This window comes from Citrobacter sp. Cb031 (assembly GCF_030336725.1).
Taxonomy (GTDB): domain Bacteria; phylum Pseudomonadota; class Gammaproteobacteria; order Enterobacterales; family Enterobacteriaceae; genus Citrobacter; species Citrobacter braakii.
In genome coordinates this window covers 294,348-307,968 of record NZ_JAOWDA010000021.1, presented here as the reverse complement: position 1 = coordinate 307,968, position 13,621 = coordinate 294,348, and the positions used below count along the sequence as shown (strand labels likewise).

The following is a 13,621-nucleotide window of genomic DNA, read 5'->3' as shown; positions in this document are numbered from 1 at the left end:
TGAGGACCATGATGAATTTGACAATACTGTCCCACCCTCGCGCAGTCTGTGTGCAGGCGAGATTTACCGATCGTGACGATGCCATTCGCCAACTTACGCAGCGGCTGACCGAATTAGGCAAAATCACCGATGCCGACGCTTATCTGGCGGAAGTTTTTCACCGCGAATCGCTGGGACCTACGGCGCTTGGCGAAGGGTTGGCGGTACCGCACGGTAAATCGTCGGCCGTGAAAGAGGCGGCTTTCGCGGTGGCGACGCTGAGTGAACCGATGGACTGGGAAGGTATTGATGGCCCGGAGTCTGTTGAACTTATTTTTTTGCTGGCGATTCCGCCAGATGAAGCCGGTTCGACTCATATCCAAATCCTGACCGAACTGACCACCTGCCTTGCGGATGAGGATCTGCGTGCTCGCGTCATGGCGGCGACCAGCGCCGAAGCGGTGCTGGCGGCATTAGTGGTCGAAACACCGCCGCAGGCCGCAGTGGCGACGGCGGATGCGCCAACGATTGTTTGCGTTACCGCATGTCCGGCGGGGATTGCGCATACCTATATGGCGGCTGAGTATCTGGAGAAAGCCGGTCGGCAAATGGGCGTTAACGTGGTGGTGGAAAAACAGGGTGCCAATGGCATTGAAGACCGCTTAACGGCTCAACAACTGAATGATGCGCGCGCCTGCATTTTCGCCGCAGAGGTCGCTATTAAAGAAAGTGAACGTTTCAACGGTATCCCGGCGATCTCCGTTCCGGTTGCCGAACCGTTGCGCCACGCAAAAGCGCTGATTGAACAGGCGTTAGCGCTGGAGCCTCTGCAAAGCCAGCGTGTTTCTCAGCCACAGACAGAGGTGAAAAAGGGGCTGAAAACCGACCTGAAACAAGCACTGCTGAGCGGAATTTCGTTTGCCGTGCCGTTAATCGTCGCCGGAGGGACGGTACTGGCGGTGGCGGTATTGATTGCACAGATTTTCGGCCTACAGGATGTGTACAGCTTAGAGAAATCCTGGCTGTGGATGTATCGCCAACTCGGCGGCGGGATGCTGGGCACGCTGATGGTTCCGGTACTGTCGGCCTATATCGCTTATTCGCTGGCGGATAAACCAGCGCTGGCTCCAGGCTTTGCGGCGGGTCTGGCGGCAAACTTAATCGGCTCGGGTTTTCTTGGCGGTGTTGCCGGTGGCCTGATTGCCGGTTATCTCATGCGTTGGGTGAAACAGCATCTGCGATTAAGCAGCAAATTCAATGGCTTTTTAACGTTCTACCTCTATCCGGTGATTGGCACGTTGGGCGCGGGTAGCCTGATGTTGTTTGTGATTGGCGAGCCTGTCGCCTGGATCAATACCTCGCTGACGGCCTGGCTAAATGGGTTATCAGGCACCAACGCGCTACTGCTCGGTATGATCCTGGGCTTTATGTGTTCGTTTGATCTTGGCGGTCCGGTCAATAAAGCGGCATATGCATTTTGTCTGGGCGCGATGGCCAACGGCGTATTCGGCCCCTACGCCATTTTCGCTTCGGTAAAAATGGTTTCTGCTTTTACCGTCACCGCCTCAACCATGCTGGCGCCACGCCTGTTCAAACAGTTTGAGATTGAGACCGGTAAATCCACCTGGCTGCTCGGCCTTGCCGGGATTACCGAAGGCGCGATTCCGCTGGCGATTGAGGACCCGATTCGGGTGATTGGCTCTTTAGTGATGGGGTCGATGGCGACCGGAGCCATCGTTGGGGCCATGGGGATTGGGCTTTCGACCCCAGGTGCCGGGATTTTCTCGCTCTTTTTACTTATCCCCACAGACCTAAGCGCGGTGATGGCCGCCGCGGGCTGGTTTGGCGCCGCGCTGATTGGGACGATTATCTCCACGGCGATTTTACTGCTCTGGCGTCGTCAAGCGGTTAAACAGGGGAAATACGTCACCGATAGCGTGATGCCGTAAGCACTTACTCAACAGGAAATGACGATGAAAGCAGTATCTCGCGTTCACATTACGCCGCATATGCACTGGGACCGTGAGTGGTACTTCACCACCGAAGAGTCGCGTATTTTGCTGGTTAACAATATGGAAGAGATCCTGACTCGCCTTGAGCAGGATGCAGAGTACAAATATTACGTGCTGGATGGTCAAACGGCGGTGCTGGAAGACTATTTTGCGGTGAAACCTGAAAACCGGCAGCGGGTCAAAGCGCTGGTGCAGGCCGGGAAGCTTATTATCGGCCCCTGGTACACGCAAACGGATACGACCCTCGTTTCCGGTGAGTCAATTGTCCGCAATCTGATGTACGGCATCCGCGATTGTATGGCCTTTGGCGAACCGATGAAGATAGGTTATCTACCTGATTCATTTGGGATGTCCGGGCAGATGCCGCATATTTATAATGGTTTTGGTATCAACCGGGCTCTGTTCTGGCGTGGGTGCTCTGAACGTCATGGCACCGATAAAACCGAATTTTTATGGCAAAGCGCTGACGGTAGCCAGGTCACGACACAGGTGTTGCCGCTGGGCTATGCGATTGGTAAGTACTTACCCGAGGATGAGGCCGGGCTGCGTAAGCGACTTGACGGCTACTTCGAGGTGCTGGAGAACGCCTCGGTGACTAAAGAAATCCTATTACCCAACGGGCATGACCAGATGCCGTTACAGCAAAACATCTTTGCGGTGATGGATAAACTGCGTGAAATCTACCCGCAGCGAAAATTTGTCATGAGCCGCTTCGAGGAGGTTTTTGCTCATATCGAAGCGCATCGGGAGACGTTGGCTACCCTGCACGGCGAGTTTATCGACGGTAAATATATGCGAGTGCATCGTACGATTGGCTCCACACGAATGGATATCAAAATTATCCATGCGCGTATTGAGAATAAAATCGTTAACCTGCTGGAACCGCTCGCCACGCTGGCCTGGAATTTAGGTTTTGAATATCACCACGGTCTGCTGGAGAAAATGTGGAAAGAGATTTTAAAGAATCATGCCCACGACAGCATCGGCTGTTGCTGTAGCGATAAAGTGCATCGTGAAATCGTTTCACGCTTCGTGCTGGCCGAAGATATGGCCGACAATTTGATTCGTTTTTACCTGCGTAAAATCACTGACAACATGGCGCACAGTGAAGAAGACAAGCTGGTGATGTTCAACCTGATGCCCTGGCCGCGTGAGGCGGTGATCAATACGACCGTACGTCTTCGCGCCAGCCAGTTCCGCCTGCTTGATGGCAGAGGAAATGAAATCCCTTATTTTATTCGTGGCGTGCGCGAGCTTGATCCTGGTCTTATCGACCGGCAAATCGTCCATTACGGCAACTACGAGCCGTTTATGGAGTTTGATATTCAGCTCAACCAGATTCTACCTTCGATGGGGTACTGCACGCTGTATATCGAACCGCATGTTGCTGGCCGTCAGGCGATACCCGCTCCGGCGACCCAGGCACTGTTGGAGAACGCGTTCTGGCTGATCGATCTCAATGACGATGGAACGCTACAGCTACGCGATAAGGATTCAGGGATTGTTTATCAACGCGTACTGGAGATTGAAGAAAGCGCCGACGACGGGGATGAGTACGATTACTCCCCCTCGCGCGAGGATTGGCGCCTCACGTCTGCGGGCGTTGCGTTTGAGCATGAAATTATCCGCGAGGGATGGCAAGACCGGGCAATCATTCGCTATCGGATGGCGGTTCCGGCGGATCTGGAGGCGCGCGCGTCACGTCAGCGCAATGGTGAAGTTAGCATCGAAATAGGTGTTACGCTAAGCCATAACAGCCGGCGGATTGAGGTTGATATTCGCATTGACAATCAGGCTGACGATCACCGAATTCGGGTGCTTATCCCCACGCCATTTCACACTAATGACGTGTTGGCTGATACCCAGTTTGGTTCGCTGCTACGGCCTGTTCACGATGAAGCGATGGCCAACTGGCAGGCTGAGGGATGGAAAGAAGCGCCGGTGCCGGTCTGGAATCTGCTCAACTACGCCGCGCTGCAGGAGGGGTGTCATGGACTCGCGGTGTTTAGCGAAGGATTGCGCGAATTTGAGGTAGTGGGTGAGGAGAGAAAAACGTTTGCTCTGACGCTGCTCCGTGGCGTCGGCTTACTCGGCAAAGAGGATCTCTTATTACGTCCCGGCAGGCCGTCAGGCATAAAAATGGCGGTACCGGATTCCCAGATGCAGGGCGTGCTGCACGGGCGCTTTTGCCTGTTTAGTTATAGCGGGACGCCGCTTAACGTTGGCCTGGCTCAGCAGGCGCGTGCCTGGCTGACGCCCGTCCAGTGTTATAACAAAATCCCGTGGGATGCGATGAAGCTCAACAAAGCAGCATTTACTGTTCCCGATAGCTACAGCCTGTTGAGTATGTCACCGGTTGGCTGTCAGCTTAGCGCGCTAAAAAAAGCAGAGGACAGAGATGAAATCATCCTGCGTTTATTTAATCCCTCTGACAGCGTCAGCTGCGATGCCGCCGTGTCGTTTAGCCAAAGCGTAATGCATTGCCGCGAAACCGGTATGGATGAAATATCCGCTGGCGAGCAGAGCGATGCGAAGGGGATTAACGGCGTGTTTCGGCCAGGGCAGTCGCGGACGTTTAGTCTGAAACTGGCCTGAAAGAAGTGATGAGTCAGCGCCAGCAATCTTATGCTGGCGCTGACCGACCGCTATCAGGATGATGCCAGTGTTTTCAACCAGCGAATTCCGCTTTCCGGCGAGGTCATTACCGGCACCGGCGGGGAAGGGAGCTGCTGTAAAACGCGCGCCATCGAGGCCTGCGCCAGCATCACAACATCTGCCTGGGTAAAGGCGCTCTGTAACCCTTCACTGACGATACGGTCATGAGTATCCATGTCTCCCGCCAGCAGCGCGTGGAATGCCTCCTCCATTAATATAGGCGTAATGGTTCGCGATTTACCGCTCTGCTGCACTTTGCGCTGTAAGTAATCCAGCGTTGGCTTCAGCGTGGTTGCCACGGTCGCCAGTACGGCGATCCGCTCACCTTTTTCAATCGCCTCTTCCACCATTGCGCAGTCAATGCGTGCGAGCTGCAGTGGGGTCATAAACTGGCATTGCTCCACCGCAGTACCAATTGAGGAGCAGGCGGTAATAAAGATATCGCAGTCCGCCTTTTCGGCAATATGCACATAGTCGGCGATGCGGGCGGCAATATTGGGCGTCACGCCCTGGGCCTTCATTACCTGCTTGATCATGGATTCTTCCACCAGGTGCATGACTTCAACATCCGGCATGATGTCGGCAATCAGTTGTTGCATCATCGTAAGCGTGGCGGCACTGGTATGCAGCATGGCGACCTTTTTCATTGGGCAATCTCCTTAAGTAACGTTTCCGCGACGGCCAGCGCCGCATCATGATCTTCCTGCGCGGATAAACCGCCTACCGCGACGGCCCCAAGGCATTTTCCTTGGTGCAGAATCGGGATCCCGCCCGGCAGTGCCGTAAACAGCGGGTCGGCAAAATAACCAATATCCAGTTGCTCTTTCTGCAGTCGCTGTAAAAATGCCTGCGTGGTGCAGCCCAGGCGGCTACTGGTGCGTGCTTTGCGCTGGGTTAACTCGATGGTTAACAGTTTGGCGTTATCCATCCGTGCAAAGCTGAGTAGTTCGCCATTGGCATCGCATACGGCCACGCTTAACGGGCGTTTTGCGTAACATGTTTCGGCAAGGTCGAGCGCAGAGGCCACGGCGCGCAGGGCATGCCCCAGAGTGAGAGTTGTCATCGTGATTATCCTTTTGACAGATTTTCGCAAGCGGGTTGAACGGGATCTTTGGCTGCGGCGGCCTGCGCCTGTCTGGCGTCTTTTTTGCGCCAGTAGTTCGCGAGCAGCGAGCCGCTGACGTTGCCAAGCGGAGTCATCACCGCCGAGGCCAGGCCAACCGTTGCCAGTTTGCCCATCGCTGCGGCAAGCCCGGACGCCATGCCGCCGTTTTGCAGGCCGACTTCAAAGGCTACGGTGCGGGCAGACTGTACGTCCATGCGGAAGATCCAGCGGCTCATCAGATAGCCAATCAGGAAGCCGCCGAGGTTATGCATCAACATGGCGAAGCAGAGCAGGAAGCCGACCTGCACCAGGTTCTCGCGCCCGGCTGCGGCTGCGGTGGTCGTAAAGAAAATGATCCCCATCATTGAGATGGTCGGCATGATTTTCTTCACGCCCGCCACGCGGCCATACAGCCAGTTGTAGAACAATGCCCAGACGAGACCGCCTGCCACGAAGTTAAGCACCACCGCGTACATTTGCGCGTCGGCGCTGGCGTGACCAAACAGCGCGTCCCAGCCGCCAGCAATCATATACAGCAGCCAAAGAGCGCCGATCCCGGCCAGCATCTGGACGACACGGCGTCCGCGCACGCCCGCATAGGTTTTCAGATAGTCATGCAGAATTGCCGCGCCGATGGGGATCAATACGATTTTCACCACATCCATTACCATCGCGGTGAGCTGGATATCGATCATCGACCCCGCCAGCAGATTAACCCACAGCGGCGTCATCACCGTCGCCGCCAGCGTTGAGACTGCGGCGATCGAGACCGCCAGCGCCAGGTTGGCGTTCGCGATATAGACCATGACGGTAGAGGAGAGTCCGCTTGGGCAGGCGCCAATCAGCAGAATCCCGACCGCCACCTCAGGCGGAAAGTTAAAGATAAGCGTAATGCTCAGGCCGAGCAGAGGCATGATAACGAAGTGGCAGAAGGTGCCAATAAACACCGCCCACGGCATTTTGGCGACATCAATAAAATCCTGGATCGTTAGCTTAGTGCCCATGCTAAACATGGTGGCCTGAATGACGAGGAACACGATCCATTTATGGGTGATATTGAAACCGCCCCAGACGATCAGATCCGTAGACCAGGTCATGGCGGCGACAAACCCGGCGATGATCCATAGCGTAAACTGATAGCTGCGTAGACCCGGCCAGTAGCCTGCACCGGCGGCGAATCCGGCGGTGAACATCACCAGCCCTGGCTGCCAGAGCGCCGCGGACTGGATTAGCGCGCCGATAATCGCCAGCGCCGCGCCCGCAACGCTGATGCCGAGTCCGGTTTTGTGAATAACAGTGGTCATAGTCATGTTGAAATGTCCTTGCTGTTGTTATTGCTGCCGGGATGGAATAGATAACATGTGCCGCGCAATTTCTGGCGTGGCGACTTTTTTATCCATGCTGCGAATGAGCGTGGCGAGTTTGGCAACCTGCTGGTAATTATGCTGTGCTTTTTCTTCAGCGCTTAAATAATAGCTATCCTCAAAGCCGATTCGTACTTCACTGGCCCCCATGCCGACGGCGGCGGCAATAATATCGAAATTCTTTCTGCCAAAATGAGTAATACCCCATAAGGCATCGCGCGGGATCATGCTACGCAGAGCAATTAAAGCGTCAATGGTTGCTGGCGTACTGCCGCGATGGCCGAGGACGATATTAAAGAGCATGGGTTTTTGGAATTTTATTTTATCTTCAAGGTTCAGGATGTTATTAATCATGCCAATTTCAAAAACTTCAAACTCGGGAATAATATTGCGCTCGACAATTTGCCGGGAGCAATATTCCACGTCCGGACCGGGATTAAAGTACACCGCATCTCCAAGGTTGACGGAACCGACGTTCAGCGAAGCCATCTCTACGCCGGGGCAGGAGAGTGGCGCGCAGCGTTCGGCGATGGACATTGAAGAGACGCCGCCGGTAGACGCCTGAATAATCAGGTCTGAATGGCGCATGACGTTATCAATGGTCGCCTGAAAATCGGTGGTATCCGGCGTCAGGCGACCCTGTTTATCGCGAACGTGTAAATGCACGATGGACGCGCCATGCTCTACGCTGGCGAGTATTTCCTGCGCCAGTTCTGCGGGTATAACTCTGGGGCAATCCGCGGCAACGGGTGCCAGCGAAATAATAACAGTATCCGACATATTTTCCTCCGGTACAGAGATATTTAAATTATAGGTAAGGCGTTATCCAGTTTAATGAGTCGGGCCCTGATGTTGACGGTTGATATTCACAGCCAATCCAGCCCTGATAATTCATTTTTCTAATAAAATCGAATAGCCATGCTTCATTTAATTCACCTGTTCCCGGTTCATGGCGATAGGGGACAGAAGCAATTTGAAAATGTTTAATTAAGGTGAAGTAGCGTTCAATATTTTTTGCCACATTGCCATGAATTTTCTGACAGTGGTAAATATCAAACTGTAAACCGATATTTTTCTTGCCAACCTCTTGAATAATAGATTCGGCCAACGGAAAGCTGTCAATAAAATAACCGGGCATATCCTGCGAATTTAACGGTTCAATCAGCACATCGATTTCCGCTTCAGCCATCATATCGCAGGCGATACGCAGCCGGTTGGTCAGGAGAGTGCGCTGAGCGTGAAGCGTCAGATCGTCGCAGCGCGAACCGGCCATAACGTGAACCCGACGACAGCCCAGCGCCGTGGCGTAATCACGCGCCACGTTCAGGCTATGGTGAAATTCCTGGTCTCGACCGGGCTGCGCGGCCAGTCCCCGCTCACCTTGTGCCCAGTTACCTGCCGGTGCGTTCATCAGCACCACCGGCAGGGATGTTTCCCGCTGTGCAGCGTGCAAATGCGCCAGCGGGTGCTGCCAGAGAAATAGCCCTTCAACGCCGCGAAAACCAGCCGCCTGCGCCGTCGCAAATCGCGCCGCTATCGGTAAATCTGTAAACAACCAGTCGAGGTTAGCCGCTAACTTCAGCATGGCGCGCACCCTCCCGGTTATCAACCAGATGCAGCTTAACGCCCTGGCTGGCAAGAGTTTGCTGGGCGTTTTCCGGTAACCGGTTATCAGAAATAATGTCGGTTAACTGTTCCAGCCCACAGATATGGAACATGCCGTATTTGCCAAACTTACTGCTGTCGCAGACCAGCACCCGACGCCGGGAAACGGTGAGTACCGCTTCTTTAACCGAGGCTTTCCCTTCGCTCGGCGTCGACATGCCGCGTTCGGTATCCCACGATGAGGAGCTCAGAAACGCCACGTCAATATTAATGGTGCGCAGAAAACTGGCGGCGCTTTTTCCAAGGCATGAGCGGTTACGCTGATCCACCAGACCACCGGTGTGATAGAGCGTGATGTGCGGCATATCCATCAGATAGTGGCTGATGGAAAAATCGTTGGTTACTACCGTCAGATTGAAACAATGGCTGGCGGCGACCGCTTTCGCCACTTCAAACAACGACGTACCGGCATCCAGATACAGCGTTTGTCCGGGCTCAATGAGCATGGCGGCGAGCTGGCCCATTTTACGTTTCACGTCATGATTCAACTCGGCTTTTTCCCGCCATGGCAGCTCGGATTTCAGCAGGTTATTGAGCTTCACTCCGCCGTTAATGGCGATAACTTTGCCTTCTTCTTCCAGCAACTGGATGTCGCGACGCACGGTCATATGCGACACGCTCATCAAATCTGCCAGTTCATTAAATGAGGCGGCATTTTTTTCGTGCACGTAGCGGTAGATAAAATCACGTCGTTGCTCGGGGATCATTATGTCACCTCACGCTTGCCGGGAATGTTCAAGTTCGGCCACCGCTTCTTCTGAGAGCGGAACATAGCCAAGCGGTTTTAACGTCAGCCAGATGCGGGCGCTGTCTTCCAGTTCTTCGGCGTTAAACACCGCCTCACGCAGCGAGCGACCGCTTACTACCGGCCCGTGATTGGCCAGCAGCGCGGCCGTATGGTCTGCCGCGATTTCACTCAGTGCGCTGGCAATGCCTTCATGGCCAGGCTTGAAATAGGGCAGCAGCGGTAACTGCCCGACGCGCATCACATAGTACGGCGTTAACGGCGGCAGGCAGTTTTTCGGCGTGGTGCACGGCAGGCAGGAGAGCGCGGTCAGCCATGGAGAATGCAGGTGCACGACCGCGCCGCAGGATGGCCGATGTCGATACCACGCCAGATGCATGGGCACCTCTTTTGAGGGTTTGTCACCGCTAAGATGAACGCCGTTGGCATCCAGCCGACTTAGCGTGGCAGGATCAAGCTCGCCCAGACAAGAGTTGGTCGGGGTCACCAGATAGCCGCCATCCGGCATTTTGACGCTAAGATTGCCGGAACCGCCGCTGCTGTAACCGCGCATAAACAGGGAACGGCCATAGTGGACGAGTAGTTCGCGCAGTTGGTGTTCACTCACCGAATTCATAATGCGTGCTCCTGGGCAGTAAAAAAGAAATCGTCGTCACCAAAGTTGCCTGACTTCAGCGCCAGCGCCAGACCGGAGGAAAATACCCACGGTACGCCTGGCGCAATGGCTTTGCCGACGGACAGACGCTTCACCTGCAAGGCTTCCACAACGGTGCCGGAGGTTTCTCCGCCCGCGACGATAAAGGTGTTTACACCCGCAGTTCGTAGCTTTGAACTCAGCCGGGCAAAAGCGTGTTCGATTGCCTGGCTGGCGGCCTGTTCGCCGTGCTCCTGTTGAATACGTTTGAGTACGTCTGGCGGCTGGGTGGCGTATATCAGTGGCGCTAATGGGTCGCTGATATGCGTCATCGCCCAGGCGCTCAGTTCATCGGTGTAGCGTTCGGCATCAGACAGGCAGCGGGACACATCAAGCAAACGAGACGCTGCCGCGGCCTTATAGCGATTAACCTGACGATTGCTCATTGCCGAACAGCTACCGGAGAACACCACCGTTTTGGCAGGCAGTGGAAAAGAGTCCGGCGGCATGGATTGATGGCCTCCGCTGCAGGCGGCCAGCGCGCCGCCGAGCCCGGAGCCCCCGGCTAACAGAGGGCTGGCATGGAGAGCTTGCGCCAGCGTTTTGAGATCTGCTTCATCCAGCGTATCGACGATAACGTGACGCGTACCTTCAGCCTGAAGTTGGGCCAGGGCGTAAGTGACCGCTTCCACACCTTGACGCAGGGTCGTGAGGTTGATGCAACCAACCGCGCCTGGCGTTTGCGCGCTCAGCAGGCGCGGCAGGCTGGCATCGTTCATTGGATTGAGCGGATGCTTTTCCATCCCGGATTCGTTAAGCAGTACACCGTGTACAAAAAGATGACCATGCACCACCGTGCGTCCGTTTTGCGGCAGAGCGGGGCAGTGGACGATCAGCGGAACCTGCAGGTCGTTCATCAATGCATCGCTGACCGGGCCAATATTGCCTGTTGGCGTGGAGTCAAACGTCGAACAATATTTAAAATAAATCTGGCGGACACCTGCATTTTGTTTCAGCCAGCGGGCACAGGACAGGGATTGGGCGACGGCCTGTTCCGCGGGTAATGAGCGGCTTTTCAGCGAGATGACGATAGCGTCAACCTCTTCATTCCAGCATTGCGCGGTATCGGGCATACCGGGCAGAAGCGCGACGCGCCACCCCTGCTGCGCCATAAAGCTTGCAATGTCCGTTGCGCCGGTAAAATCGTCGGCGATAACGCCTGTGGTGACGGCCATGGATCAACTCCGTTCAGATTGTTTGCTAATTGAACATATTATTCAGGAGGGCCTTTCACATTCACATGATGATTATCACAAATAAGCACATCATCGATTCACATTAAAAACTGGTAATTTATTGAAAATAATGAGGTTAGGTGTTGAGTGTTGCGAAAAGAGTCTCACAAGAGAGTGTGAAGATTCGTTAATCTTTGAGAAAGCGGAGTCGGTGGTGTGCTGCAGAGTATTATCGTGGTCGCTATAATTTTCTTGCCAATTGATCATAATCATCTGCACAAATGAGATTATTTTTTGCGGTGAGCATCATTCTTTCCTGAGGCTAATTTTTGCATATTAGCGGCCTTAATATTGTTAATGCCGGAGGATAACGTGCCGCTGAAAATCCAGGATGACTATTTACACCGTTTTTTCTCTATCGCAGAACTCTTCTCCCGAGCCACTGGGTTAGCCACAGTCGTCGTTGATATTAACGGTATAGCGTTGTCTAAATGTCATAATTTTAATTCGTTTTGCACATTAATGCGTGCGGATGAGCGCTATCGAGCAGGTTGCCAAAAGTGCGACAAGTACTGTGCTTTTGAGGCATTAAAACAGCTTAAACCTAGAATACTCACCTGTCATGCAGGGCTAAGCCTGTTCTCGATGCCATTAATTCATGAGGGACACCTTTACGGTTTTATTATCTGCGGGCAGGTGCGGGTAAAATATCAGGAATATAAAACTATCGCTATTGATAACAAAAACTCATGGATTAATAACCCCGAAATTAAAGCAGAGTGGGGCCAGTCTGCGGTGGTGGATAATAATGTGCTGGTGGCGTCGGCAAATTTGTTAAGTTTTATTGTTGATAATTTTGAGAAAGAACAATTGATCTCTGAGAAGATTGTAGTTCCGGCAACCCGTTACGCTCATCATTATTTCACTGAGCCTTCACGTCACGAGAAAAAACTTATGGCGGCGCTGCGTTATATTGACGAGAATTTGTATGGTGAATTGTCTTTGGAATCTGTCGCGGCTCATGTGTGCTTAAGCGCGAACTATTTCAGCCGGTTTTTCAAGAAACGCCAGGGTGTTAATTTTAAAACCTGGGTGAGTCAGAAAAAAATGCAAAAAGCAGGGGAGTTATTACACGATCCGGTTCATTCCATAGACAGTATTGCCAGGAAATTGCAATACGCGCAAACCAGTTACTTTTGCCGCGTTTTCCGGGCGGCGCATCAAACGTCGCCCCAGTCTTTTCGTCACGCCAGACTTTCGCAGTAAAGATTGTCTGGCAGCGTGATGGCTTCAGGTATAAAAGAGAGCCGATCGCTCAGGGTCACCACATCTCCGATTACAATCAGCGCCGGTGGAACAATATTAGCTTCCTGCGCCTTGCTCAATAATGAACCGAGCGTGCAGGTCAGGCGACGTTGATTTTCTCGGGTCGCGGACATAATTAGCGCGGCGGGCGTGTCTGCTGATTTACCGCCCATCAACAGCTCTTCACAGATAAACGCCAGATTGGCGATACCCATGACGATGACCAACGTGCCGTTAAGTTTCGCCAGTTGACGCCAGTCCTGCTGCTGATTGCCTTCCCGCGTGTGGCCAGTCACCACGTGAAAGCCGGAGGCAAAATCGCGATGCGTCACCGGGATACCGGCATAGGTCAGGCCGCCAATCGTAGAACTAATACCCGGTACAACTTCAAAAGGGATGCCCATTTCAACCAGATCCTCCACTTCTTCAGCCCCACGGCCAAATACATACGGATCGCCACCTTTGAGGCGCACAATGTTGTGGTGTGTTTGGGCATACTGGACCAGCAGTGCGTTGATTTCATCCTGGGGAACGCAATGGAAGCCTGGATTTTTGCCGACATTGATAAGCAGGCAGTCAGGTAATGCCCATTCCAAAATTTTAGGATTGACCAGCCGATCGTAAATAATGACGTCGGCCTGTTTAATGCACATCATTGCTTTGAGGGTCAGTAATGAAATATCACCAGGACCTGCTCCAACGAGCCAGACCTTTCCGAAAGTTTTCACAATGTGTCCTTTATCACGTCTGTCAAAAAATGGCACAAACGACATCAATAAATGATTAAAAGCAGTCGTTTGCCCGTAAGTTATAACGTGAAATTATCCAGGGTTAGCGCATGGATAATATTGATTAATCTCGCAAAGTTTTTTCTGCAATAAACAAGAAGACTTGAAAAATTATTAAGAACTTATTGGCACTA

12 protein-coding genes are annotated in these 13,621 nt (G+C 53.3%); 3 read left to right on the top strand and 9 right to left on the bottom strand.

What is annotated here, in order from left to right:
* Window positions 1-11: 11 nt before the first annotated feature.
* Both mngA and mngB read left to right on the top strand, forming a co-directional pair.
* A complete protein-coding gene (gene mngA / locus OGV93_RS05945) occupies window positions 12-1,928 on the top strand; it encodes a PTS 2-O-a-mannosyl-D-glycerate transporter subunit IIABC (protein WP_287109440.1) in 1,917 nt (638 codons plus the stop codon).
* A gap of 24 nt (window positions 1,929-1,952) precedes the next feature.
* Window positions 1,953-4,586, top strand: a complete 2,634-nt coding sequence (gene mngB, locus OGV93_RS05940; protein ID WP_287109439.1) for a mannosylglycerate hydrolase — start codon at window positions 1,953-1,955, stop codon at window positions 4,584-4,586.
* Window positions 4,587-4,639: 53 nt separating this feature from the next.
* Here the strand turns inward: mngB and OGV93_RS05935 are convergent, their stop codons facing one another.
* Genes OGV93_RS05935 through otnK form a run of 8 tightly spaced genes read right to left on the bottom strand, consistent with a single transcriptional unit; the run spans window position 4,640 to window position 11,394 of the window.
* Window positions 4,640-5,293 (bottom strand): aspartate/glutamate racemase family protein, encoded by a 654-nt coding sequence (locus tag OGV93_RS05935; RefSeq protein WP_287109438.1) that lies wholly within the window; start codon window positions 5,291-5,293, stop codon window positions 4,640-4,642.
* Window positions 5,290-5,709, bottom strand: coding sequence for a GlcG/HbpS family heme-binding protein (locus OGV93_RS05930; protein WP_016152289.1), 420 nt, complete (start codon window positions 5,707-5,709; stop codon window positions 5,290-5,292). The genes OGV93_RS05935 and OGV93_RS05930 overlap by 4 nt, the downstream gene beginning before the upstream one ends.
* Before the next feature lie 5 nt (window positions 5,710-5,714).
* The gene (locus tag OGV93_RS05925; protein WP_049281826.1) at window positions 5,715-7,061 is read right to left on the bottom strand and encodes a bile acid:sodium symporter family protein; all 1,347 of its coding nucleotides are present in this window, start codon (window positions 7,059-7,061) and stop codon (window positions 5,715-5,717) included.
* A 21-nt stretch (window positions 7,062-7,082) separates the two neighbouring features.
* On the bottom strand, window positions 7,083-7,895 hold the full coding sequence (locus OGV93_RS05920) for a beta-keto acid cleavage family enzyme (RefSeq protein ID WP_016152291.1): 813 nt from the start codon (window positions 7,893-7,895) through the stop codon (window positions 7,083-7,085).
* A gap of 28 nt (window positions 7,896-7,923) precedes the next feature.
* Window positions 7,924-8,700: a hydroxypyruvate isomerase family protein gene (locus tag OGV93_RS05915; protein ID WP_287109437.1), complete on the bottom strand. Its 777-nt coding sequence runs from the start codon at window positions 8,698-8,700 to the stop codon at window positions 7,924-7,926.
* On the bottom strand, window positions 8,681-9,487 hold the full coding sequence (locus OGV93_RS05910) for a DeoR/GlpR family DNA-binding transcription regulator (protein WP_046274719.1): 807 nt from the start codon (window positions 9,485-9,487) through the stop codon (window positions 8,681-8,683). The genes OGV93_RS05915 and OGV93_RS05910 overlap by 20 nt, the downstream gene beginning before the upstream one ends.
* A gap of 9 nt (window positions 9,488-9,496) precedes the next feature.
* Window positions 9,497-10,141, bottom strand: a complete 645-nt coding sequence (gene otnC, locus OGV93_RS05905; RefSeq protein WP_016152294.1) for a 3-oxo-tetronate 4-phosphate decarboxylase — start codon at window positions 10,139-10,141, stop codon at window positions 9,497-9,499.
* Window positions 10,138-11,394, bottom strand: coding sequence for a 3-oxo-tetronate kinase (gene otnK, locus OGV93_RS05900; RefSeq protein ID WP_287109436.1), 1,257 nt, complete (start codon window positions 11,392-11,394; stop codon window positions 10,138-10,140). The genes otnC and otnK overlap by 4 nt, the downstream gene beginning before the upstream one ends.
* Before the next feature lie 372 nt (window positions 11,395-11,766).
* On the opposite strand from otnK, the gene OGV93_RS05895 reads away from it, so the two are divergent.
* Window positions 11,767-12,660 (top strand): PocR ligand-binding domain-containing protein, encoded by an 894-nt coding sequence (locus OGV93_RS05895; RefSeq protein WP_279266902.1) that lies wholly within the window; start codon window positions 11,767-11,769, stop codon window positions 12,658-12,660.
* On the opposite strand, the gene cobA is transcribed toward OGV93_RS05895, so the two are convergent.
* A complete protein-coding gene (gene cobA / locus OGV93_RS05890) occupies window positions 12,639-13,427 on the bottom strand; it encodes a uroporphyrinogen-III C-methyltransferase (RefSeq protein WP_019076302.1) in 789 nt (262 codons plus the stop codon). The two genes, OGV93_RS05895 and cobA, sit on opposite strands and share 22 nt — an antisense overlap.
* Window positions 13,428-13,621: the final 194 nt, after the last annotated feature.